The sequence below is a fragment of the Streptomyces sp. Root1310 genome (assembly GCF_001426425.1).
Lineage (GTDB): Bacteria > Actinomycetota > Actinomycetes > Streptomycetales > Streptomycetaceae > Streptomyces.
The window spans coordinates 38196-59656 of sequence record NZ_LMEQ01000005.1 but is presented as its reverse complement, the minus strand read 5'-3'; the positions used below and the strand labels follow the sequence as shown (position 1 = coordinate 59656).

24 protein-coding genes are annotated in these 21461 nt (G+C 72.0%); 11 read left to right on the top strand and 13 right to left on the bottom strand.

Features of this window, described 5'->3' with window-relative positions:
- Positions 1–169: 169 nt before the first annotated feature.
- From ASD48_RS13910 to lnt, 5 genes are all read left to right on the top strand, one after another.
- On the top strand, positions 170–1156 hold the full coding sequence (locus ASD48_RS13910; RefSeq protein ID WP_242432587.1) for a YhjD/YihY/BrkB family envelope integrity protein: 987 nt from the start codon (positions 170–172) through the stop codon (positions 1154–1156).
- 234 nt (positions 1157–1390) lie between these two features.
- Positions 1391–1924, top strand: coding sequence for a GNAT family N-acetyltransferase (locus ASD48_RS13905; RefSeq protein WP_057601891.1), 534 nt, complete (start codon positions 1391–1393; stop codon positions 1922–1924).
- A 26-nt stretch (positions 1925–1950) separates the two neighbouring features.
- Complete coding sequence (locus ASD48_RS13900) at positions 1951–2241, top strand: DUF1905 domain-containing protein (RefSeq protein WP_057601890.1); 291 nt, start codon at positions 1951–1953, stop codon at positions 2239–2241.
- 339 nt (positions 2242–2580) lie between these two features.
- Complete coding sequence (locus ASD48_RS13895; protein WP_057601889.1) at positions 2581–3051, top strand: nuclear transport factor 2 family protein; 471 nt, start codon at positions 2581–2583, stop codon at positions 3049–3051.
- Between the two features lie 161 nt (positions 3052–3212).
- Complete coding sequence (gene lnt, locus ASD48_RS13890; protein WP_057601888.1) at positions 3213–4784, top strand: apolipoprotein N-acyltransferase; 1572 nt, start codon at positions 3213–3215, stop codon at positions 4782–4784.
- On the opposite strand, the gene ASD48_RS13885 is transcribed toward lnt, so the two are convergent.
- Positions 4702–5613 (bottom strand): Gfo/Idh/MocA family oxidoreductase, encoded by a 912-nt coding sequence (locus ASD48_RS13885; protein WP_057601887.1) that lies wholly within the window; start codon positions 5611–5613, stop codon positions 4702–4704. The two genes, lnt and ASD48_RS13885, sit on opposite strands and share 83 nt — an antisense overlap.
- 260 nt (positions 5614–5873) lie before the next feature.
- Between ASD48_RS13885 and ASD48_RS13880 the strand changes: the two genes are divergently transcribed.
- Positions 5874–6365 carry a hypothetical protein gene (locus ASD48_RS13880; protein WP_057601886.1) on the top strand — a complete coding sequence of 164 codons (492 nt, stop codon included), beginning with the start codon at positions 5874–5876 and terminating at the stop codon, positions 6363–6365.
- A gap of 174 nt (positions 6366–6539) precedes the next feature.
- Here ASD48_RS13880 and ASD48_RS13875 read toward each other — a convergent pair whose 3' ends face one another.
- From ASD48_RS13875 to ASD48_RS13845, 7 genes are all read right to left on the bottom strand, one after another.
- Positions 6540–7040: a tetratricopeptide repeat protein gene (locus ASD48_RS13875; protein ID WP_057601885.1), complete on the bottom strand. Its 501-nt coding sequence runs from the start codon at positions 7038–7040 to the stop codon at positions 6540–6542.
- Positions 7041–7189: 149 nt separating this feature from the next.
- The gene (ung, locus tag ASD48_RS13870) at positions 7190–7882 is read right to left on the bottom strand and encodes a uracil-DNA glycosylase (protein WP_057601884.1); all 693 of its coding nucleotides are present in this window, start codon (positions 7880–7882) and stop codon (positions 7190–7192) included.
- Between the two features lie 103 nt (positions 7883–7985).
- Positions 7986–9569 carry an ABC transporter substrate-binding protein gene (locus tag ASD48_RS13865; protein WP_057601883.1) on the bottom strand — a complete coding sequence of 528 codons (1584 nt, stop codon included), beginning with the start codon at positions 9567–9569 and terminating at the stop codon, positions 7986–7988.
- Between the two features lie 205 nt (positions 9570–9774).
- Positions 9775–10536 (bottom strand): SDR family oxidoreductase, encoded by a 762-nt coding sequence (locus ASD48_RS13860; RefSeq protein ID WP_057601882.1) that lies wholly within the window; start codon positions 10534–10536, stop codon positions 9775–9777.
- A 31-nt stretch (positions 10537–10567) separates the two neighbouring features.
- Positions 10568–11329: a 3-oxoacyl-ACP reductase FabG gene (gene fabG, locus ASD48_RS13855; protein WP_057601881.1), complete on the bottom strand. Its 762-nt coding sequence runs from the start codon at positions 11327–11329 to the stop codon at positions 10568–10570.
- A gap of 132 nt (positions 11330–11461) precedes the next feature.
- Positions 11462–11878 carry a DUF3037 domain-containing protein gene (locus ASD48_RS13850; protein ID WP_057601880.1) on the bottom strand — a complete coding sequence of 139 codons (417 nt, stop codon included), beginning with the start codon at positions 11876–11878 and terminating at the stop codon, positions 11462–11464.
- The gene (locus ASD48_RS13845) at positions 11875–12630 is read right to left on the bottom strand and encodes a HipA family kinase (protein WP_057601879.1); all 756 of its coding nucleotides are present in this window, start codon (positions 12628–12630) and stop codon (positions 11875–11877) included. The genes ASD48_RS13850 and ASD48_RS13845 overlap by 4 nt, the downstream gene beginning before the upstream one ends.
- A 190-nt stretch (positions 12631–12820) precedes the next feature.
- Here ASD48_RS13845 and ASD48_RS13840 point away from each other — a divergent pair, with 190 nt between their 5' ends.
- Positions 12821–13324 carry a Rieske (2Fe-2S) protein gene (locus tag ASD48_RS13840; RefSeq protein ID WP_057601878.1) on the top strand — a complete coding sequence of 168 codons (504 nt, stop codon included), beginning with the start codon at positions 12821–12823 and terminating at the stop codon, positions 13322–13324.
- On the opposite strand, the gene ASD48_RS13835 is transcribed toward ASD48_RS13840, so the two are convergent.
- The gene (locus tag ASD48_RS13835; RefSeq protein WP_057601877.1) at positions 13311–13958 is read right to left on the bottom strand and encodes a cysteine hydrolase; all 648 of its coding nucleotides are present in this window, start codon (positions 13956–13958) and stop codon (positions 13311–13313) included. The genes ASD48_RS13840 and ASD48_RS13835 overlap by 14 nt on opposite strands.
- A 132-nt stretch (positions 13959–14090) precedes the next feature.
- Between ASD48_RS13835 and ASD48_RS13830 the strand changes: the two genes are divergently transcribed.
- Positions 14091–14564, top strand: coding sequence for a pyridoxamine 5'-phosphate oxidase family protein (locus tag ASD48_RS13830; protein WP_057601876.1), 474 nt, complete (start codon positions 14091–14093; stop codon positions 14562–14564).
- Here ASD48_RS13830 and ASD48_RS13825 read toward each other — a convergent pair whose 3' ends face one another.
- Positions 14565–15467 (bottom strand): LysR family transcriptional regulator, encoded by a 903-nt coding sequence (locus ASD48_RS13825; RefSeq protein ID WP_057601875.1) that lies wholly within the window; start codon positions 15465–15467, stop codon positions 14565–14567. It abuts the gene before it with no gap.
- A 74-nt stretch (positions 15468–15541) separates the two neighbouring features.
- Between ASD48_RS13825 and ASD48_RS13820 the strand changes: the two genes are divergently transcribed.
- Entirely contained in the window at positions 15542–16474 is a 933-nt protein-coding gene (locus ASD48_RS13820; protein WP_199875789.1) for a DMT family transporter, read from the top strand.
- A gap of 469 nt (positions 16475–16943) precedes the next feature.
- On the opposite strand, the gene ASD48_RS13815 is transcribed toward ASD48_RS13820, so the two are convergent.
- A complete protein-coding gene (locus ASD48_RS13815; protein WP_057601873.1) occupies positions 16944–18275 on the bottom strand; it encodes an aminotransferase class I/II-fold pyridoxal phosphate-dependent enzyme in 1332 nt (443 codons plus the stop codon).
- 35 nt (positions 18276–18310) lie between these two features.
- On the opposite strand from ASD48_RS13815, the gene ASD48_RS13810 reads away from it, so the two are divergent.
- A complete protein-coding gene (locus ASD48_RS13810; RefSeq protein ID WP_057601872.1) occupies positions 18311–18994 on the top strand; it encodes a pyridoxamine 5'-phosphate oxidase family protein in 684 nt (227 codons plus the stop codon).
- Positions 18994–19626 carry an FMN-binding negative transcriptional regulator gene (locus tag ASD48_RS13805; RefSeq protein ID WP_057601871.1) on the top strand — a complete coding sequence of 211 codons (633 nt, stop codon included), beginning with the start codon at positions 18994–18996 and terminating at the stop codon, positions 19624–19626. The genes ASD48_RS13810 and ASD48_RS13805 overlap by 1 nt, the downstream gene beginning before the upstream one ends.
- 75 nt (positions 19627–19701) lie before the next feature.
- On the opposite strand, the gene ASD48_RS13800 is transcribed toward ASD48_RS13805, so the two are convergent.
- Together ASD48_RS13800 and ASD48_RS13795 are read right to left on the bottom strand one after the other, a co-directional pair.
- Entirely contained in the window at positions 19702–20706 is a 1005-nt protein-coding gene (locus tag ASD48_RS13800; RefSeq protein WP_057601870.1) for an EamA family transporter, read from the bottom strand.
- 123 nt (positions 20707–20829) lie between these two features.
- Positions 20830–21312, bottom strand: a complete 483-nt coding sequence (locus tag ASD48_RS13795) for a Clp protease N-terminal domain-containing protein (protein WP_057601869.1) — start codon at positions 21310–21312, stop codon at positions 20830–20832.
- Positions 21313–21461: the final 149 nt, after the last annotated feature.

The window sequence follows — 21461 nt, the reverse complement described above, 5'->3', positions numbered from 1 at the left end:
TCCCGCTCTCCTCGCCTTCCGCACCACTCCCTTTCCCCTCGCCTTCCGCTCTCCCCGGTCTTCCTCCCGGCCGCGTGCAGTCCCGTGTCGCCCGGCGTCGTCCGTGTCGTCCCGTGTCGGGACCGCGACCGTCCGTTACGCTCGCGTCGCCACAACGGTCACGATCTTCATGGAGGGCAGCACGGCGAGGATCAGGCGTGAGCGCCTCGTCAGAACGCTGACGTTCTGGCTGCGTCCCGCCTTCACGTTGCGCGTCATCAACCGGTTCCAGAAAATCGTGGGCTTCGACCGGTCGATGGCCCTGGCATCCAGCGCGCTGACCGCACTGATCCCGCTCTCCATCCTCATCGGCGCCGTGCTGAGCAGCTTCGTGCACTACGACGCCGCCGAGCAGATCATCAAGCGCTACCACCTCACCGGCGCGGGCGCGACGGCCGTCAGCTCCCTCCTCTCGCCCGCGGAGGGCAACAGTGCGAGCGTGGGCGTCTTCGGAGCCGTGTTCCTGACGATCTCGATCCTCAGTTTCGCCCGGGCGGCACAGCGCCTCATCGAACAGACCTGGGAGCTCACCCCGCTCAGCGTGCGGAACACCCGTAACGGCCTGTGGTGGGTCCTCGGCCTGGGCGGCTACGCCCTGTGCACCGCCGCGCTCACCGCGCTCCTCGGCGGAGGCGAGCTGGGACTGGTCGCCTCGGTGTGCGAGGTACCGGTGACCGCCGCGTTCCTCGTCTGGAGCGGACGGCTCCTGTCGGCGAAGCGGATCGACTGGCGGGCCCTGGTCCCCTTCGGGATCACCGCCGCCGTCCTGACGGCGGTCTATTCGGTGGGCGCGGCCGTCTATCTGCCGCGGCTGTTCAACTCCTACGCCGCCCGCTACGGCGTGGTGGGAGCGGTCTTCGCGATGATCTCCGCGCTCTTCGCCGCCATGCTGGTCATGGTCGGATCGTCGGCGCTGGGGCGCGAGGTACACGACGAACTCGACCGGATCCGCCGGGGTCACGGGCCTTCCGACCACGAGGTCCGCCTGCAGTGGGACACCATGGTCGAGCAGTCACGGTCACGGTGGCGCACCGCGCGGGGGCAGATCTCCCGCCGTCAGACCCAGCAGAACCAACAGAACCAACAGACCTCACCGCCCAAGAACCCCGACCTCTGAGAGCCCGGCAGCGATCCGCCGGGTCCCGGACGGGACGGCTGGGCGCCGAGCGCGGCCGGGACAGGGCCTGAACGGGGCTTGAAGGGGGCTTGAAGGGGGCTTGGGCATGGCCTGAACAGGGCGGCTCGGACGGGGCCGGACCGGCCTGGCGACGCCACCGGCTGTCCCGGGCACCGGTCACCGCCGCGTCCGCCGATTACCGGTGAGGCTCCCGCCACGGGCAGGATGGTGACCATGACCGAGATCCACACTCCCCGCCTCCTCCTCCGCCGCTGGAACGACGACGATCTCGTGCCGATGGCCGAGATCAACGCGGATCCGCACGTCATGCGCTGGGTCGACGACGGGTCGGTGCTCGACCTGGAGCAGACGGCGGAGGCCATCGAGCGGTGGGAGGAGGAGTGGGACGAGGAGGGCTTCGGACTTTTCGCCGTGGAGCTGCTCGGCTCGGGCGAACTGGCCGGCTTCACAGGCCTGTCCGTGCCCGAGTTCCTGCCGGAGGTACGGCCCGACGTGGCGATCAGCTGGCGGTTCGGATCCCAGTTCTGGGGTCAGGGGTACGCCTCCGAAGCCGCCCACGCGACGCTGGAGTTCGCCCTCCAGGATCGCGGCCTCGAACGTGTCATCAGCATCAACCGGATCGGTGACGATGCCTCCGAGAACATCAGCCGCAAGCTCGGCATGGCACCGGAGCGTGAAACGGTGCACCCGGTGCACCGTTTCGCGCTGCACGTTCACGCCATCGACCTCACCGAGTTCCAGGGTTGACCGAGCTTCGCAAGGAGAGCGAGCCGATGGAATTCGCCTTCTCCGGCCGGGTGATCGAATGGCGCGGGCCGTCGCCGTACCACTTCGTTCCCGTACCGGACGAGGAGTCCGCCGACATCCGCGAGGTGGCCGCACTGGCCTCCTACGGCTGGGGCGTGATCCCGGTCGAGGCCCGGATCGGCGAAGTCGCCTTCCGGACGTCTCTCTTCCCCAGGAACAACGGCTACCTCCTGCCGCTCAAGGACGCCGTGCGCAAGCCGAGCGGCCTCTCGGCAGGGGACGACGTGACGGTGAGGATGTCGGTCCGTCTGCGCTGAACACCGCGCGGCGAGCCATGCCGAGCGGCAGCGGCGACCACCGAGGCGGACGCCGTCGGCGTCTCCCCCTCGACCGCCCTGCACCTACGACGTCCTGGACATGTCCTGGACCGGCGCCATCACCTCGGACGCGTGCGGTCTCGTGCGCTCTCGTGCCGTGGGTCTTGTCCAACAGCCCCCGCACGCCGACCTGTCCGGCTTCTCGAACGTCCGCGTCCGCATGACGGCGCCATGAACATGGGCCGGGTCGAGGCGATCCCCCCGGGAATCCCTCGCTGATTACCGGATCGTTCCCGCACAGAGCTTGGCTGAGCAGCCCCCATGCCCAACACTCGGGCCATGACGCAGCGTGTGGAGCTCGCCGCAGTGATGGACCGGCTGGCCGTGGACGGGTTGGTCACCGACTACGCGGTGGCGGTCGACGACGGTGACTGGACGGCGTACCGGGAACTGTTCACGTCGGACGGGCGGGCGGACTACCGCTCGGCCGGTGGTATCGAGGGGGATGCCGGGAACGTCGCCTCATGGCTCGCGGAGACCCTGCGGGTGTTCGCGATGCGGCAGCACCTCATCGTCAATCGCCGGGTGCGCTTCGGGGTTCTGGAGCAGGACACGGGCGACACCGCCCGCGTCCAGGCCGACTACGTCAACCCGATGCGGCTGGCCGGCGCCGACCACGACGAGTCGGCGGCCGGTGCACCGGACTTCGTCTGTGGCGGCAGGTACTCCTTCGGTCTGCTGCGGACGGACCACGGGTGGCGGGTGCGTGAGGTCGTCGTCCGGGAGAAGTGGCGGCGACTGCCCGGCTGAGCCCGCAGCGGCGACGCTTCGCCCGGGCCGCTCTGAGCCGAGCCGGGCCGGTCGGGCCGGTCGGGCCGGTCGGGCCGGTCGGGCCGAAAAAGTCTCCCCTGTCGGAGATCGTCCGACGCGCGCACACTGGAGGCACCCCTTAGCGGGTAGGGAGGTGCCGTATGAAGACGTTCGGACTGTGGCTCACCTCCCCGTGGCGGCGTACGGCCGTCGCGGCCCTCGCGGGCACACTGCCCGTGCTCGCGTTCCCCGCGCCGGCCCTGTGGTGGTGGGCCTACCTCGCGCTCGTCCCGTGGATCCTGCTCGCCCGCTCCGCCCCGACGGGGCGGCGGGCCGCGTACGACGGATGGAGCGGCGGATTCGGCTTCATGCTGGCCATGCATCACTGGCTGCTGCCGAGCCTGCATGTGTTCACCCTGGTCATCGCCGCGCTGCTGGGCGCCCTGTGGGGCCCGTGGGCGTGGCTGGTCCGCCGGTTCCTCACCGCGGACGTGATCCCGGGCCGCGGGCGGGTGTTCGCCGCGCTGCTGGTCCTGCCCTCGGGCTGGCTGGCGATCGAACTCGTCCGCTCCTGGCAGGGGCTCGGCGGGCCGTGGGGCATGCTCGGGGCCAGTCAGTGGCAGGTGGAGCCCGCGTTGCGGCTCGCCTCCGTCGGCGGGGTGTGGCTGCTCAGCTTCCTGGTGGTGGCGGTCAACGTGTCGGCCGCCGTCCTGGTCTCCGTTCCGGCGTCCCGGACCCCGGCCGTCGCCGGTCTCGTCGCCACCGCCGCCACGGCCTCGGCCGCGTGGATGTGGGCGCCGCGCCCCGACGCCGACGGGCAGGCCCGGATCGCCGTCGTGCAACCGGGGGTGATCGACGGCCCCGACCGGCGCTTCGACCGCGAGGAGCAGTTGACCCGGCGGCTGGTCGGGCAGGACGTGGACCTGATCGTCTGGGGCGAGAGCAGCGTCGGCTACGACCTCGACGACCGGCCCGATCTGGCCCGGCGCCTGGCGGAGTTGTCCCGCGTCACCGGCGCCGACATCCTCGTCAACGTCGACGCCCGCCGCTCCGACCGGCCCGGCATCTACAAGAGCTCGATGCTCATCGGGTCCGGAGGCCCGACCGGCGACCGGTACGACAAGATGCGGCTGGTGCCGTTCGGGGAGTACATACCGGCCCGCTCCCTGCTCGGCTGGGCCACCTCCGTCGGCAAGGCGGCCGGCGAGGACCGGCGGCGCGGCACCGAGCAGGTCGTGATGGACGCCGGACACGGGCTGCGCATCGGGCCGATGGTGTGCTTCGAGACGGCGTTCCCCGACATGAGCCGGCATCTGGCCGGGGACGGCGCGGACGTACTGGTCGCGCAGTCGTCGACCTCCTCCTTCCAGCACAGCTGGGCGCCCGCGCAGCACGCCTCGCTGGGTGCGCTGCGCGCCGCGGAGACCGGGCGGCCGTTCGTCCACTCCACTCTCACCGGCGTCTCGGCCGTGTACGACGCGAGTGGCCGGCGTCTGGGATCGTGGCTGGGCACGGAGGCGAGCACGACGGCCGTCTACGACGTCCCGCTCGCCGACGGCGTCACCCCGTACGTCCGCTACGGCGACTGGCCGGTCCACGGCGCCCTGCTGGTGCTGCTGGCCCTCGCGCTCACGGAGGGCGCGCGTACGGTCAGGCTCCGGCGGACTGCTCCCGTACCGCTCGTACCACCCGCTCGCACAGCTCATGAGTCGCCAGCGCGTCCCGGGCGCTGAGCACCTTGCCCGCGCGCACGGCGTCCAGGAAGGCGAGGACCGCCTGTTCGATGCCGCGCTGCCGGGCCACCGGCACCCAGTCGCCGCGCCGCCGCACGGTGGGCTGGCCCTTGTGATCGATCACCTCGGCGAGGTTGACGACCTGGCGCTTGGTGTCCTGCCCGGACACTTCGAGGATCTCCTCGTTGGAACCGCTGAGCCGGTTCATCACGCCGAGCGCGGTGAAGCCGGGCCCGGCGAGCTGGAGGACGACGTGGTGCAGCAGGCCGCCCTCGACGCGGGCGCGCACGGTCACGTCGTCGACCGGGCCCGGCACCAGGAAGCGCAGCGTGTCCACGACGTGGATGAAGTCGTCGAGGATCATCGTGCGTGGCTGCTCGGGCAGTCCGACCCGGTTCTTCTGCATGAGGATCAGCTCGCGCGGGTGGTCGGCGCACTGCGCGTAGCCGGGCGCGAGGCGCCGGTTGAAGCCGACGGCGAGGGAGACGTTCCGCGCCTCGGCGAGCGTGACGAGCCGCTCGGAGTCGGCGAGTTCGTAGGCGAGGGGCTTGTCGACGTACGTGGGGACGCCCGCCTCCAGCAGCCGGGAGACGATCTCGGGGTGGGCGGCGGTGGACGCGTGCACGAAGGCCGCGTCGAGACCCGCCGCGAGGAGCGCGTCGAGGTCGTGGTGGCGCTGCTCGCGGGGCAGGCGGAGGCCGTCGGCGACCCGGTCGAGAGTGGCCGGTGTGCGGGTCTGCAGGTGGAGCTCGATCCCGGGCAGCGCGCCGAGCACCGGCAGATACGCCTTCTGCGCGATGTCGCCGAGTCCGATGCAGCCGACCTTCACGGGCGCTCCCTCGCTACCTGTCCCGGTTGCCCGGCCCACTGCCCGGCCTACCGTGTACGGCAGCATACGGGGCCCCTCCCCGGCCGCCGCCCGCCGGTCCGCGAGGTGCGCGGACAGCCGGCCCGCAGTCGGTGCCCGGGGGATCCGGGCGTCAGCGCGGGCGGGCCCGCTCCCTCGTACGGGGTACGAGATCACCCTTGCGGGGCAACCTCCGCTTCTCCGCTGTTGCTCGGGCGGGGGGAACCAGCAGAGTTGCGTGGGTGCATCGAACGACGACGACTACCGCAACGCTCCTGGTCACCGTGGCCGTCTCGGCCCTCGCGGGATGCGTGACCGTCCAGCGCCCGGCCGCTCCCGGCCCCGCCCTGGCGCCGTCCCAGCCGTCCGTGCCGCGGCCGGAGGGGCGGGCCGAGGTACAGGTCGTACAGGCGCCCGCCCGGGAGGCGCTGGAGATGGCCGGGCCGTCCCGTGCGCCGGAACCGGACGCGCCGACGGCCCCGGCACAGCGGCGGCGGACGGCGACGCCGCCGGGGGCCGGCGGCGCCGGACAGCCGCCCTCGTCCCGTTCCCGCCCGCACCCCCGGCCGCCTCACCCGGAGGCCCGGCGGCACGCGGTGCCGCGCGTGGCGATCCCGGACATCGAGAAGGAGGTGCGCAGGAACACCGACGTGTGCGCGCTCGGCAGGACGTACGGCGGATGGCGGGGCGACAGCCCGGAGGCGACGCTCTGCGAGCAGGCCTACGGGCGGTGAGGGTTCAGCCGGCGAGGGCGTCGGGAGACGACCGCCTCGCCGGTATTACCCCTCACGCGAGGACCGCCTCGCCGGTCTCGGCCCCTCACACGAGGACCGCCTCGCCGGTCTCGGCCCCTCCCGCGACGACGGCTCGCCGGTCCCACGCCTCACGCGAAGACGGCTCGGCCGTTCTCACCATTCCCGCTCCCACTCGCCCCGTCCCTCCCACTCACCTTCGCCCCCGCCCGGCCCCAGTCTGAGTTCCATCCGGCTGATCGCCGCCCGTACGCCGTCCCCGTAGCTGTCGTCCCTCAGTGCCACGGCCGCCGTACGGGCCCTGCGTACATGGGTACGGGCGGCCTCGGCACGGCCGAGTTTGACGTAGTCCGCCGCCAGGTTGAGGTGCAGCGAGGGATAGAGCGCCCGCACCTCGACCGAGCCGACATGCTCCTCCGCCGCCGTCAGCGCCCGCAGGTCCCACGCCAGCTCGTCGGAGGGGTCGTCGTGGGTGTCGGCCAGGTAGTGGGCGAGAGTGCAGCGGTGCAGCGGGGCGCCGCCCTCGCCGAGCTCCGTCCACAGGTCGAGGAGGCGGCGCCGGGCCTCCTCGCGGTCTCCCCCGTGGTGCAGCATCACGACCTGCCCGATCCGCGTCAGCAGGGCGTCCGGCACCGTCTGCCCCTGTCGCTCCGCCACCTCGGCCTCCTTGCGTCGTTGCGACGACGCTAGCCGCAGGCATCCGCAATCCCGGTCAGGCGGCACCGTGCCGGTCCGCGGAGGAACCGGCGCGGCGGCAGGCGGCAGGTCCGGTCACCCGGGGCCGGGCCGGGCCCGGCCTCGCCGGGTCAGACCTGGTCGGCCAGGTTCGGGATGGTCCAGTCGATCGGCTCGTGGCCCTGCCGCGCCACCGCCTCGTTGATCTGCGTGAACGGGCGGGAACCGAAGAACTTCTTCGCCGACAGCGGCGAGGGGTGGGCACCCTTGACCACGATGTGCCGGGTCTCGTCGATGAGCGGGAGCTTCTTCTGCGCGTAGTTGCCCCACAGGACGAAGACGGCCGGGTCGGGCCGGTCGGCCACCGCGCGGATCACCGCGTCCGTGAACTTCTCCCAGCCCTTGCCCTTGTGCGAGTTCGCCTCGCCGGAGCGGACCGTGAGGACCGCGTTGAGCAGCAGGACACCCTGCTGCGCCCACGGCATCAGGTAGCCGTTGTCCGGGATCGGCGTGTCCAGCTCCGCGTGCAGCTCCTTGTAGATGTTCCGCAGGGACGGCGGGATCTTCACTCCCGGCCGCACCGAGAAGCACAGGCCGTGCCCCTGGCCCTCGCCGTGGTACGGGTCCTGGCCGAGGACGAGCACCTTCACCCGCTCGTACGGCGTCGCGTCGAGCGCGGCGAAGACCTCCGCGCGCGGGGGGTAGACGGGACCGGCCGTCCGCTCCTCCTCGACGAACTCCGTCAGCTCCTTGAAGTAGGGCTGCTGGAGCTCGTCGCCCAGAACCCCGCGCCAGGACTCGGGCAGCATGGCGATGTCGGTCACGTCAACGTCCTTGCGTCGTGTGGTCACTTGCAGAGCACAGAACCTACAGGCGACCACTGACAACCGGCCTCGCCACCGGACCCGCGACCGGTCTGCCGACCGCCTACCAGCTGGTCTTCCGCGTCAGCTCCCACATCATCATGATCGTCGACGGGTCCAGGGACCGCTCGCCGCCCGAGACGTCCTCGGAGGAGGCCAGGTACTGCTTGCCCTGCCACAGCGGCAGCAGGCGGGCGTCGTCGACGAGGATCTGCTGGGCGTCCTCGAAGTCCTGCACCACGTTGGCGCGGTCGCTCTCCCCGCGGGAGCGGGGCAGCAGCACCTGCGTGATCTCCTTAGCCGGGTAGGGCGTGCCGAGCGCGTTCTGATCGCCGACGAACGGGGCGATGAAGTTGTCCGCGTCGGGGAAGTCCGGGGCCCAGCCGCGCCCGAACACCGGGTACTCGCCTTTCTGGTAGCCGACCACGTAGGTGTTCCAGGGACGGCTCTTCAGCTTGACCGAGAACAGGCCCGACGCGTCGAGCTGCCTCTTGATCTCCTTGAACTCCAGAGCGGTGTCGGAGCCGTAGCGGTCGGTGGTGTACCAGAGGGTGAGCGGGACGGTCTCGGTGATCCCCGCCTCGGTGAGGATCTTGCGCGCCTTGGCCTTGTCGGGGTCGCCGAAGGAGTCGAAGAAGCCGGTGGTGTGGCCGGTCAGGCCGGACGGGACCATGGAGTACAGCGGCTCGACCGTGTCCTTGTAGACCTCGTGGGCGATCGCGGCCCGGTCCACGACCTGGGCCACGGCCCGGCGCACGGCGACCTTTTCGGACCACGGGTCCTTGGGGTTGAACACCAGGTAGTTGATGTTGCTGCCGGCGCCCTCGATGAGCTGGAGGCCCTCGTTGGCGGCGGTCTTGCCGTCCAGGTCGACGATGTCGTCGGCGGCGAGACCCTGGTAGGTGATGTCGATGTCCCTGCTGCGCAGGGCCTTGACCATCTCGCCGGAGTCCTGGAAGTAGCGGATGGTCACCGCGTCGTTCTTGCGGTCGGCGAAGCCCTTGTAGTTGTCGTTCCGTACCAGTACGGCCTGCTTGCCCTCTTCGTAGGACTGGAGCCGGTACGGCCCGGAACCGACGATGCCGTCGTCCTTGCGCAGGGCCTTCGCGGAGTAGTCCTCGGGGTCGACGAGGGACATACCGGGGGTGGCCAGCACGAACGGGAAGGTGGCGTCGGGCTTGTTGAGCCGGAAGAGGACCACCAGGTCGCCCTTCGTCTCGACGCTGTCCAGGCTGCCCAGGAGTCCGTTGGGGCCGGTCTCGGCGTTGATCGTCCTGATCCGGTCGATCGAGTGCTTGACGGCGTTCGCGTCCAGCTTGTCGCCGTTGGAGAACTTGAGGCCGTCGCGCAGTTCGCACTTGTACGTGCGATTGGAGTCGTCCGTGAACTCACAGGACTTGGCGGCATCCGGCTGGGGACTCGTCGCTCCGTTGGGGTAGCTCAGCAACGTCTGGTAGATGTTGCGGAACAGCTCCCAGGAGCCGTCCCAGGCGGCGGCGGGATCGAGCGTGCTGGGAGCACTGGTGGTGCCCACGACGATCGGTCCGGCATCGTCGGAGCTCTCCTGTCCCAGGAGGCTGCATCCGGCCACCAGGGATATGGACACGATCGCCGCCATCTGCTGCAAGGATCGGTTCCGGTTGAACACGCGCACGCTCCTCGATCTGCCATGCCAAGGGTTGGCAGACCATACCGCAGCCCCACGCGCCGTGAACCCGCGCCCTTGAAGCATTCTTGATCACTTCGGGGTGACGACGTTGTCATCGCCCGTTCCGGGCCCGAACGACGACACGGGCGCCGTTTCCGTCAAGAAACAGCGCCCGTGCCGGTGTCTCGTTCAGGCCGAGCCGGGATCAGCCCACGCCGGCGTTGAGGAAGATCCCGCCGTCGACGACGAGCGTCTGGCCGGTGATCCAGTCCGACTGCTCCGAGGTCAGGAACGCGGCGGTGCCGCCGATGTCGGACGGCACGCCGAGCCGGGCGAGCGGGTAGGCGGCGGCCGCCTCCTCCTCGCGGCCCTCGTACAGGGCCTCGGCGAACTTCGTCTTCACCACCGCCGGGGCGATCGCGTTGACCCGCACCCGCGGCGCGAACTCGTGCGCCAGCTGCTGGGTCAGGTTGATCATCGCGGCCTTGCTGACGCCGTACGCGCCGATGAAGGGCGAGGCGGAGAGTCCCGCGACGGAGGCGATGTTGACGATCGCGCCGCCGTTGTCCTTCTGCCAGGCGTGCCAGGTCCGCTGCGCGAAGCCGAGCGCGGAGACCACGTTCGTCTCGAAGACCTTGCGGGCCACGTCGAGGTCGAGGTCGGCGATCGGCCCGAACACCGGGTTCGTACCGGCGTTGTTGACCAGGAAGTCGACCCGGCCGAAGGCCTCCATGGTGCGCTCGACGGCGGCGGCCTGGTGCGCCAGGTCGTGCGCCTTGCCGGCGACGCCGATGACCCGGTCGGCGCCGAGCTGCTCGACGGCCTCCTTGAGCGCGTCCTCGTTGCGGCCGGTGATGCAGACCCGGTCGCCGCGGGCGACGAGTGCCTCGGCGACGCCGTAGCCGATGCCGCGGCTGGCGCCCGTGACGAGGGCGACCTTGCCGGAGAGTGCGGGCAGTTCAGTCATGTTCGTGATCCCCAGTGCTCCGTAGTGGCCGTTAGTCGAGCGGTCCGCCGGCGACGTACAGCACCTGGCCCGAGACGAAGCCGGCGGCCTCGTTCGTGAAGAAGGCGATCGCGTTGGCGATGTCGTCGGGCTCGCCGACGCGCGCGACCGGGATCTGGGTGGCGGCCGCGGCCTTGAACTCCTCGAAGCCCATGCCCACCCGGGCGGCGGTCGCGGCGGTCATGTCGGTGGCGATGAAGCCGGGGGCGACGGCGTTGGCGGTGATGCCGAACTTGCCGAGCTCGATGGCGAGGGTCTTGGTGAAGCCCTGGAGACCGGCCTTGGCGGCGGAGTAGTTGGCCTGGCCGCGGTTGCCGAGCGCCGAGGAGGACGACAGGTTGACCACCCGGCCGAAGCCGGCGTCGACCATGTGCTTCTGCACGGCCTTGGTCATCAGGAACGAGCCGCGCAGGTGCACGCCCAGGACGGTGTCCCAGTCGGCGACGCTCATCTTGAACAGCAGGTTGTCGCGGAGCACGCCCGCGTTGTTGACGAGGATCGTCGGCGCGCCGAGCTCCTCGACGATGCGGGCGATCGCCGCCTCGACCTGGGCCTCGTCGGAGACGTCGGCGCCGACCGCGATGGCCTTGCCGCCCGCCGCGGTGATCTTCTCGACGGTGTCCTTGCAGGCGGCCTCGTCGAGGTCGACTACCGCGACCGCGCGGCCTTCCGCGGCCAGCCGTACGGCGGTGGCGGCGCCGATGCCGCGCGCCGCGCCCGTGACCACGGCGACCCGCTGCTCAGTGGTGGACATTGCTGGTTCTCCTCGCCCTTGAGAAAATCTGGATGCGCCCGAGTGGTGAGCGACCGCTTAGTACCTTCGACAGACGTGACGCTAGAAGCCCTGGCACCCGGTGTCAACGCCACACGGCGCGGGTGTGATCCATTACCTCACCAGCAGTTCCAGCAGCCGCTCCGTCTCGGCCGCGGCATCGGTGGTGAGCCCCGTGTGCACGGGGCCCGGCCGGACGATCGTCGAACGGGGGGCGATCAGCCAGCGGAAGCGCCGTCCGGCGTCGTCGTGCGCCGCCTGCCCGGCCGACGCGCCGCCCGCGCACACACCCTCGACCGCCCGCAGGGCGGCCCGCACCCCGGCCACGTCCGCCGCCGGGTCCAGTGCCAGCAGCTTCGCCTCGTCGAGGTGGGTGCGGGCACCGACGTAGTCCTGGCCGCGGCAGTACACCAGCACGCCCGCGTTGATGCACTCGCCGCGCTCGACGCGCGGTACGACGCGCAGCAGGGCGTACTCGAAGACGTCCCGGTCGCCGCCCTGTCCGGGCCGGATGATGTGGCGCTCGTTCACTTGATTCCCTTGATGCGGTCGTGGATGACGGCGGCGCGGGCGAGCAGCGGGGCCGCGTAGGCCCGGCGGAGCGCGTCCGGGCTGTCGAAGCCGGGCTCGTCCGCCAGCCAGACGTCGGGGATCTCGGCGGTGACCTCGGCGAGGAGGTCGGCGGTGACCAGCGGCGCCAGCTCCGCCGCCGCGGACGCGACGTCCGGCCCGAACGGGGTGAGCGCGTGGTCGCGGGCGTCGTAGGGGCGGGCCGCGGAGGCTTCGGCGGTGGGCCAGTTGTGCTGCCAGATCATGGTGGCGCCGTGGTCGATGACCCACAGGTCGCCGCGGTGCATCAGCAGGTTGGGGTTGCGCCAGGACCGGTCGACGTTGTTCACGAGCGCGTCGAACCAGACGATCCGGCCTGCTTCCTCGGAGGTCACCGGGAAGGCGAGCGGGTCGAAGCCGAGGGCTCCGGAGAGGAAGTCCATGCCGAGGTTGGTGCCGCCGCTGGACTTCAGCAACTCCTGTACCTGCTGGTCGGGTTCGCCGAGTCCGAGCACGATGTCGAGCTCCACGGTCACCAGCCGGGGCACCCGGAAGCCGAGCCTGCGGGCGAGTTCGCCGCAGACGACCTCGGCGACGAGCGTCTTGCGGCCCTGTCCGGCGCCGGTGAACTTCATGACGTACAGACCGAAGTCGTCGGCCTCGACGAGTCCCGGCAGGGAGCCGCCCTCACGCAGGGGGGTGACGAAGCGGGTCGCGGTGACTTCCTTGAGCATCGACCCAGGCTACTGGGCCTGGAACGATGCGGGACCGACAGCTCCGCGACAGCTCTGGCTTACGCCGCACTCATCTCGAAGGGGTCAATATCTCGACACTGTCCGGACTTGGCGGGGGCGCTGAACGACCGGCGCCCGTGGCTCGTACCTCACGGCAGATCCACGCACCCCCTGGAAGGGAACCTCCAGCATGACCAGCGCATCGATCAAGTCCGCGTCGGGGCCTGCCCGCCGTACCGTCGTGGCAGCCGCCGGAGCCGCGGGGCTCTCCGTCGCGCTGACCGCGTGCGGAGGCTCCGACGACGACTCGTCGAGCTCGTCCGCCTCGGCCGGCACGTCGGGTTCCACCGGGTCCACCGAGGCCGCGAGCAGCGGTGGCTCGGGCGGCGGGGACAACGCCGCGGCCGGCGCCGCACTCGCCACGACCGCCGACATACCCGAGGGCGGCGGCAAGGTCTTCGACTCCGAGAAGGTGGTCGTCACCCAGCCGACGGCGGGCACCTACAAGGCGTTCTCCGCCGTCTGCACCCACCAGGGCTGCGCGGTGAAGAGCATCAGCGACGGCGTGATCAACTGCCCCTGTCACAACAGCAACTTCTCGATCACGGACGGCAGCGTGAAGAGCGGTCCGGCGCAGAAGCCGCTGCCCGAGGTGGCGATCACCGTCAGCGGCGACTCGATCAAGCTGGCCTGACGGCCGGCTGCCGGAGGCAGGCCAGCACCTCTTCCGTGGTCGCGACCGTGGCGACCAGGGCGAGGGTGTGGCGGATCATCGCGGGGGTGTAGTCGGCGGGCACCCCGGCGATGGCGTCCGACGGTACGACGGCCGTGTAGCCGCGGTTGACGGCGTCGAAGACGGTGTTCGGGATCGCCACATTGGCCGAGACACCGGTCACGACCAGGGTGCGGCAGCCCAGGTTGCGCAGCAGCGCGTCGACCTCGGTGCCCTGGATCGGCGACAGTCCGTGCAGCCGCCGAACCACGAGGTCCTGTTCGGCCACCTGGATCGGGGGCGCGAGGGTGGTCGCCTCGCTGCCGGCGAGCTGCTGGACGGGAAGGCGCTCGGCCGCGCGGAACAGCCGGGCGTTGCGGTTGGCGCCCCGGCCGTCGGGGCGGCGTTCGGCGACGGCGTGCACGACCTGGACGCGGCTCGCGTGGGCGGCCTCGACCAGCCGGGCGACGTTGCCGAGGGCCCCCGACTCCCGTGCCGCACGGGCGAGCTGGGGCAGCGCGGCACCGGGCCCGACGACACCCTGCTGGCACTCCACCGTGATCAGGACGGTGCTCGCCGGGTCGAGGAGGGCGCTGAGCTGTTCGTACGACGGCATGACTCCTCCTGGCGTCGGTGTGGAGCGGGCGACAGTAACCGCCATTGCGCGCAGAAGGAAGAAGACCCATGCTTTCCTGACGGTATTTCAGGAGAGCGGCACGTACCCACAAGAAAAGAATGAGGGGGCCGGATGACCGTCACTCAGCGCCGGGGCCGGAAGATCATGATGTCGCCGGGTGAACTGGACGCGTTCCTCGCCCTCCAGCGCACCTGCCGGGTCGCGACCGTGTCCACCGACGGCGCTCCGCATGTCAGCGCTCTGTGGTTTCTCTGGGACGGCACCGCGTTGTGGCTGTACTCCGTCGTACGCAGCAAGCGCTGGGCGGACCTGAACCGCGATCCGCGGGTGGCGATCGTGATCGACACGGGCGAGGAGTACGACGCGCTGCGGGGCGTCGAGCTGTCCGGCGTGGTGGAGTTCGTGGGCGAGAGCCCGCGCACCGGGGAGCTGTGCGCCGAACTCGACGCCGTGGAGACGCGGTTCGCACGCAAGAACTTCGGCCTGGACGCGATGCCGCACGACGGCCGGCACGCGTGGGTGCGGCTGAAGCCGACGAAGATCGTGTCCTGGGACTTCCGCAAGCTGGGCGGTGTGCAGGGCTGATCAGCCGACGGCCTTCCCCGCGGCCTTGAGCGCCGCGACCGCCGCCCGGATCGACGGGCGGCGGTCGGCGTCCGCCCGCCAGAGCACGTACACATGCCGGCGCACCCGCTGCCGCAGGGGGACCGTCACGACGCCCTCGGGCACCGGGTGACGACCGAGCAGCGGCGCGATACAGACGCCCAGTCCGGCGGCCACCAGCCCGAGTTGGGTGTGCGTCTCGGCCGCCCGGTGGCCCACGATCGGCTCCACACCCCGGGAGCGGAGTGTGAACATCAGCCACTCGTGGCAGAACTCGCCCTCGCCCCAGGTGATCCACTCGTCCTCGGCGAACTCCCCCAGATCCACCTCGTCCCGGTCCGCGAGGGGGTGCCCGGCCGGCATCGCGACATCGGCGGGATCGTCCAGGATGGGCGCCTTGACCAGGCCCTCCGGCACCGGCATCGGCTTGTTGTACCAGTCCAGGACGACGGCGAGGTCGAGGTCGCCGCGGACCACCCCGGCGATCCCCCGCTCCGGTTCCAGCTCGCACGAGCGCAGGCGCAGCCCCGGGTGCGCCTTGCGCAGCTCGGCGAGCGCGACGGGAAACAGCCCGCGTGCCGCGGTCGGGAACGCGGAGAGCCGCAGCTCCCCCACCACCTGTCCGCGCTGGGCCTCCAGATCGGACTGCGCGAGCTCTACCTGCGACAGGATCCGCGACGCGTGGTCGGCGAGCAGCCGTCCCGCGTCCGTGAGCCGTACCCCTCGCCCCTGCTTGGCGAGGAGTCGCTGCCCGACCTCCCGTTCCAGCTTGGCCATCTGCTGCGAGACGGCCGAGGTGGTGATGTGCAGGCCCGTGGCGGCGCCGCTGACCGATCCGTGCCGGGCCAGGGCGTCGAGGGTGCGCAGGCGCTCCAGGTTCAACATGTAAGCGATGCTACGAGGTATCGCTCGAATATTCTCGATTGTGTGACGAGACGATGTCCAGCATCGTTACGCTCATGACTGCTGTCACCGCCCCCGCCCAGACCTCCCCGCACGTCGCCGCCCGCCCGCGCCGCACCCTCGACTGGCGGCTGCGCTTCGGCGTGCTGTCGCTGATCTGGGGCTTCAGCTTCCTGCTCATCAAGGTGGGCACCGACGGATACGCACCCTTCCAGGTCACCCTCGGCAGGCTGCTGTTCGGCACGGCGGTCCTGGCGGTGGCGATGGTGGTGAAGCGCGAGCGGCTGCCGCGCGGAGCCCGCACCTGGGCCCATCTGACGGTGGCGGCGTTCCTGCTCAACGCGCTGCCCTTCTCCCTGTTCGCCTACGCCGAGCTGACCATTCCCTCCACCCTGGCCGGGATCTGCAACGCGACCTCACCGCTGTGGGGCATGACCCTCTCCCTGGTGGCACTGTCGGAGGACCGGCCGACCCGGCTGCGCGTCGCGGGCCTGGGCCTCGGATTCCTGGGCGTCCTCACGGTCCTGGGCGCCTGGCAGGGCTTCCACGGCCTGGACGCCCGGGGTACGGCCCTGGCCCTGCTGGCCTCGCTCAGCTACCCGATCGGCTGGATCTACCTGCGCCGCACCCTGGCGGACACCGGCTCCTCGGCCCTGTCGATGACCGGCGGACAGCTCCTGCTGGCCACGCTCCAACTGGCCGTGGTCACCCCGCTGTTCACCTCCTTCCCGAGCCGCTTCCCCCTGGTCCCGCTGCTCGCGACGGCCGCCCTGGGAGCGCTCGGCACGGGCCTCGCCCTGCTGATCCAGTACGGCCTGGTCACGGAGGTCGGCCCGACGACTGCCCAGATGGTCACCTACTTCATCCCCGTCATCGCGACGGCGGCGGGCGTCGCGATCCTCGGCGAGCCGCTGAGCTGGTCGACCCCGGTGGGCGCGGCGATCGTCCTGGCGGGAGCGGCGCTGACCCAGGCACGGGGGCGGCGCTGACCCAGGCACGGGAGCGGACCTGACCCGATGAGACGTCCGGCCCGGGCACGGGACGCCGGCGGCGACGGGGAGCGGGCGAGGGGCGGCCGACCCGGGCGGAGGGCGTGGAGCGGCGCGTCACACCCCCGGGCCGGGGTCCGGCCGCACGGCCGATTCGACACCGGCCCGTGCCGCCTCGACCGCCCGGCGTCCACACCCGCGAGGGCAGGGAATGCACACACCCGGCACCCGGCACCCGCCGAGACCGCCGGGTACGGGACGGCAGCCACCCCGCATCGCTGCGTGAAGGCGGGCGATGGGCACCCATCGACACCGCCCGGCAGCGCCCCCCACACCCTCGACGCGAAGGCCGGGCACCCGCAACGACCGGCAGCCGCCGAGGCCGTCCGACGCCGCCCGACACGGGACGGCAGGCGAACCCACGGCGACCCGGCACCCGGCAGGACCGTGCCCGGGGCGTCTGCTCGTCCTAGACGTACCCGCGGGTGCCGCCCACCCGTACCGCGGAGGCGACGGCGTCCGCCAAGGGGCCGACCTCGTCCCGGGCGAGCGTCGACACGGTGATCCGGATCCCCGGCGGAGCCTCGATCCGGAACCGCGCGCCGGGCGCGACGGCCCACCCCGCCTGGAGCAGCCGGGCGACGGCCCCCGTCTCGTCCGGCACCGGAATCCACACGTTCATCCCACTGCGGCCGCGCGCCTCGACCCCCCGCGCGGCCAGCGCCCTGATCAGCGCGTCCCGCCGGCTCCCGTACGCCTCGGCGACCGCCCGCGCGTCCACCGCGCCGTCGGCCCACAGCCGCAGCACCGCCCGCTGGGTGATCCGGCTGACCCACCCGGGTCCCAGCCGCTGCCGCCCGCACACCCGGTCGAGGGTGACCTCGTCCCCGGTCAGCACGGCGAACCGCAGGTCGGGGCCGTACGCCTTGGCCACCGAGCGCACGAACGCCCAGTGCCGGGTGACGCCCGCGAGAGGGTGCAGAGGGAGGTCGACGATCCCATGGCCGTGGTCGTCCTCGACCAGCACGGTCTGCGGGTGCTGCCGCAGCACGGCGCGCAGGGCACGCGCGCGTGCGGCACTCACCGCCGCGCCGGTCGGATTCTGCGCCCGGTCGGTGACGATCAGGGCGCGAGCCCCGGCCTCCAGGGCGTGCCGCACCTGTTCGGGCAGCGGGCCGTCGTCGTCGACGCCGACCGGAACCGGGCGCAGCCCGAGCGCCGGGACGAGGTCGAGCAGGGAACCCCAGCCGGGATCCTCGACCGCCACGGTGTCGCCCGGCCGCACATGCGCGGCGAGGACGCGTTCGATCGCGTCCAGCGAACCGGAGGCGACGGCCACGGGTCCGGCCGGCACGCCGTCCGCGTCCAGTTCGGCCCGCGCCAGCCGCGCCAGCTCGGGCTCCAGCGGAGCGTGTCCGTACAGGACCGGCTCCCGGTCGCCCTGCGCCGCGGCCCACGCGAACGCCTGCGCCAGCGGTGGCAGCAGCGCGGTGTCCGGGTTGCCGGCGGCCGCGTCCCGGACGCCCTCCGGCACCTCGACCCGGAGGAACTCGCGCCCGGTCGTGGCGGGCTTCGAGCGCACCCGGCTGCCCCGTCGGCCGTCGGTCTCGATCACCCCGCGCTCCCGCAGGGTGCGATACGCGGCCGCGACGGTGTTCGGGTTCACCCCCAGCGCGGCCGCCAACTCCCGCATGGGAGGCAGCAGTTGCCCAGGACTCAGCTCACCCGCACCCACAGCAGTCTCGATGCTCGCGGAAATCTCCGCTGCACGTCGGCCTCTGATCGGATATTCTCCTAGCACAAAGCCTATTATGCACTAGTGCAATGGAGAGCGCCATGCAGGGGACCCCGGAGACGACGACGCGGCCCGCCGCCTACACCCCGACCGACCGCACGATCCCCACCCGGTCCGCGCAGAAGGCCTCGTACGACAGGGATTTCGTGCACTCGATACTCGACGAGGGCTACGTCTGCCACCTCGGTTTCGTCCGCGACGGCGCGCCGGTCGTGCTGCCGACCCTCTACGGCAGGGTCGGCGAGACGCTCTACGTGCACGGCTCCACGGGTTCGCGCCCGCTGCGGATGACGGGACAGGCGGACCCGGGACTGCCGGTGTGCCTGACGGTGACGCATGTCGACGGTCTGGTGCTGGCCCGTTCGGCGTTCCACCACTCGATCAACTACCGCTCGGTCGTGGTGCACGGCCTCGCGTACGACGTGACGGACCCGCAGGAGAAGCTCGACGCGCTCGACGCCCTCGTCGACCATGTCGTCCCGGGCCGGGCCGCCGACTCGCGCCCCGCCAACAGGAAGGAACTGGCGGCGACCGCGGTGATCCGCCTCGACCTGAACGAGGTCTCGGCCAAGACCCGCACCGGCGGGGTGAACGACGAACCGGAGGACCTCGCCCTCCCCCACTGGGCCGGCGTGCTCCCGCTGCGCAAGGGCTACGACGCGCCCCTCCCGGAGGCCGACCTCGCCCCCGGCACCGTGCTCCCCGACTACCTCGCGGTGCCGTGATGCTCATCCACCCCTGGGACGCGCCCCACGACGACGGCGAGTGGCGCACCTGGCTGTCCGCCCACGACTTCGGCCAGCTCGCCGTCAACGGCCCGGCGGGCGAGCCGCCGTTCGTCCAGCCGCTGCACTTCGCCTACGACCCCGGCACGGGCGAGGCCGTCACCCACCTGGCCCGCCCCAACCCGCTGTGGCCCGCCCTGGAGGCGGACCCGACGGTGATCCTGAGCGTGGTCGACGACTACGTGTTCGTACCCGGCCCGTGGCAGGCACCGCCGGGCGCCCCCGCCGAGCACGGCACCCCGACGAGCTTCTACGCGGCGGTCCAACTCCGCTGCACGGCCCACATCGTGGACGATCCGACCGCCAAGGCCGAGCTGCTCGCCCGCCAGTTGGGTCACTTCCAGCCGGAGGGCGGCTCCGCCCGGCCCACGGTGGGCGAGGCACCGTACGGCCGTCTGCTCGCCGGCATCCGTGGTGTCCGGCTCGAGGTGACCGGCGTGCGGGCGAAGTTCAAGTACGCGGCGCACCGGCCGAGCGAGACCCAGGACCGCATCGCCGCCGGCCTGGCCGCCCGCGGCGGCCCACGCGACGCGGCGGCCGGCGAGCACCTGTCGCGACGACGCCGGACCTGACCGCCCGGGGCGACGCAGGGGAGGCACGGAAAGAGCGGTCGCCCGGTGTGAGGGGGAGCTCATGTGAGGGGGAGCCTAGGCAGCCGTTCCGCGGGCCGACAGCTCCCTCTCGGGACTGCCGCCGGCCACCGGCTCCGCGGCCCCCTTGACCGGCGCGGACGACTGCGCGATGAAGGCGCCCAGAAGCACCACCGCCCCGCCCACGATCTGCGGCGCCGAGAGGTGCTCGCCGAGCAGCACCCACGCCAGGACCGTCGCGATGACCGCCTCCAGACAGGCCACCACACCCGCGACCTGGGGAGAGAGCCGGCGCACGGACACCACGCCGGTGACGTACGCGACCACCGTCGCGAGGAGCACGATCCAGGCGAGCAGCAGCCAGGCGGGGACCGCGGTGCCGTTCATGCCCGCGGTGTGCGCGAGCACGGACCAGTCCATGCCCCAGGGCCGGGAGACGGCGGTCAGGACGACGGCGCCCACGAGGAGGCCGTACGCGATGACGCCGAGCGGATCGGGGGCGTCGGACCCCGAGTCGCTGCCCTGGTCGGACAGGACGAAGTAGCCGACCTGGCAGCAGGCGGCCGCGAGCGCGAGCAGCAGTCCGACCACGTCGAAACTCAGCCCCGCCCAGACCTCGACGACACAGGCCAGCCCGCCCACCGCGAGGACCACGCCGAGCGCGGCTGCGCGCGTCACCGGCCGCCGCTGCACGAACCGCACCCAGCCGAGCACCAGAGCGGGCGCGAGGTACTCGACGAGCAGCGCGACACCGACCGGGATGCGGGAGATCGCGGCGAAGTAGAACGCCTGCACTCCCGCCACGCCGAGCAGCCCGAACCCGGCGAGCAGCGCCGGACGGGTGCGCAGCAGGGCGCGGTGCCGTACGGCGAGCGGCAGCATCACCAGGGCCGCGCCGGTCACTCGCAGCCACACCACGTGCAGCGGATCGAGGCCCGCCTCGATCAGCGGCTTGGCCGCGACACCGGACCCGCCGAAGGCGATGGCCGACCCGATCGCGAGGCCGAGCCCGATGCCCTTCCCGCGGTTGCCCTCACTGCTCACAGACGTATGCACCGGCACATGATGACAGGCGATGACATGAGCGTCACCCCCGTTGACACCTGTCTCATCGGCTGGACGGCCCCCGGTCGGCGGGCGAGGGCGGCCGGGGTCGGCTCAGCGGGCTCCGTCGCCGCCGCCGGCTCAGGTCTCGCGTCCCCGCGGAGCATCCTCGATCCGGGCGCGCAGTTCGCGGACGTCGACGGCGGCACGGGTCAGCACCTCGACGGCCCGCGCCTGCGGGTCCGCGACGATCGCGGCGAGGAGGTCGACGCCCCGGGCCCGCGTTCCGTCGCGCCGGGCGGCCCGCACGCACGCGTGCTCGAGCGCGGCCGCGGCCAGCGGGGAGAAACCCTCGACGGCCGGCACGGCGGGCAGGGTCCCGGAGTCCTCGACCCCGCTCTGCCAGCGCAGGCCGTAGCCGATGCTGCGCTGGACGAGATAGCCGAGCAGCCGAGCGAGCTGCGGTCCGCCCTCGAAGGCGGCGCGCACCTGCGGGTCCTGCTCCAGGAGCGAGTGCAGCAGATGGGCGGTGTCGATCTGCCGGTCCCCGTCCCGCACCGCCCTGCGACGGGCGGCGGCGAGCGCCGCCGCGGGCTCGGCGGCGAGCCTGGGGTCGTCGTCCATGCCGTGCGCCACCGGATTGTGGGGCGACTGCCGGGAAGTACGGGATTGCACAATCCCACCCCATCAGTCCGGCCGGGATCGGTCATCCCCGACGGGGAGCATCTTCACGTCCCACACAGAGCGGACCCCGGCCGTCGGAATCTCCTCCC

Bases quoted from the DNA above. Each gene is read 5' to 3' on its own strand.
- ASD48_RS13910 (WP_242432587.1), top strand. From the start codon at position 170: ATGGAGGGCAGCACGGCGAGGATCAGGCGTGAGCGCCTCGTCAGAACG.
- ASD48_RS13905 (WP_057601891.1), top strand. From the start codon at position 1,391: ATGACCGAGATCCACACTCCCCGCCTCCTCCTCCGCCGCTGGAACGAC.
- ASD48_RS13900 (WP_057601890.1), top strand. From the start codon at position 1,951: ATGGAATTCGCCTTCTCCGGCCGGGTGATCGAATGGCGCGGGCCGTCG.
- ASD48_RS13895 (WP_057601889.1), top strand. From the start codon at position 2,581: ATGACGCAGCGTGTGGAGCTCGCCGCAGTGATGGACCGGCTGGCCGTG.
- lnt (WP_057601888.1), top strand. From the start codon at position 3,213: ATGAAGACGTTCGGACTGTGGCTCACCTCCCCGTGGCGGCGTACGGCC.
- ASD48_RS13860 (WP_057601882.1), bottom strand. From the start codon at position 10,536: ATGACTGAACTGCCCGCACTCTCCGGCAAGGTCGCCCTCGTCACGGGC.
- fabG (WP_057601881.1), bottom strand. From the start codon at position 11,329: ATGTCCACCACTGAGCAGCGGGTCGCCGTGGTCACGGGCGCGGCGCGC.
- ASD48_RS13845 (WP_057601879.1), bottom strand. From the start codon at position 12,630: ATGCTCAAGGAAGTCACCGCGACCCGCTTCGTCACCCCCCTGCGTGAG.
- ASD48_RS13840 (WP_057601878.1), top strand. From the start codon at position 12,821: ATGACCAGCGCATCGATCAAGTCCGCGTCGGGGCCTGCCCGCCGTACC.
- ASD48_RS13835 (WP_057601877.1), bottom strand. From the start codon at position 13,958: ATGCCGTCGTACGAACAGCTCAGCGCCCTCCTCGACCCGGCGAGCACC.
- ASD48_RS13830 (WP_057601876.1), top strand. From the start codon at position 14,091: ATGACCGTCACTCAGCGCCGGGGCCGGAAGATCATGATGTCGCCGGGT.
- ASD48_RS13825 (WP_057601875.1), bottom strand. From the start codon at position 15,467: ATGTTGAACCTGGAGCGCCTGCGCACCCTCGACGCCCTGGCCCGGCAC.
- ASD48_RS13820 (WP_199875789.1), top strand. From the start codon at position 15,542: ATGACTGCTGTCACCGCCCCCGCCCAGACCTCCCCGCACGTCGCCGCC.
- ASD48_RS13810 (WP_057601872.1), top strand. From the start codon at position 18,311: ATGCAGGGGACCCCGGAGACGACGACGCGGCCCGCCGCCTACACCCCG.
- ASD48_RS13805 (WP_057601871.1), top strand. From the start codon at position 18,994: ATGCTCATCCACCCCTGGGACGCGCCCCACGACGACGGCGAGTGGCGC.
- ASD48_RS13795 (WP_057601869.1), bottom strand. From the start codon at position 21,312: ATGGACGACGACCCCAGGCTCGCCGCCGAGCCCGCGGCGGCGCTCGCC.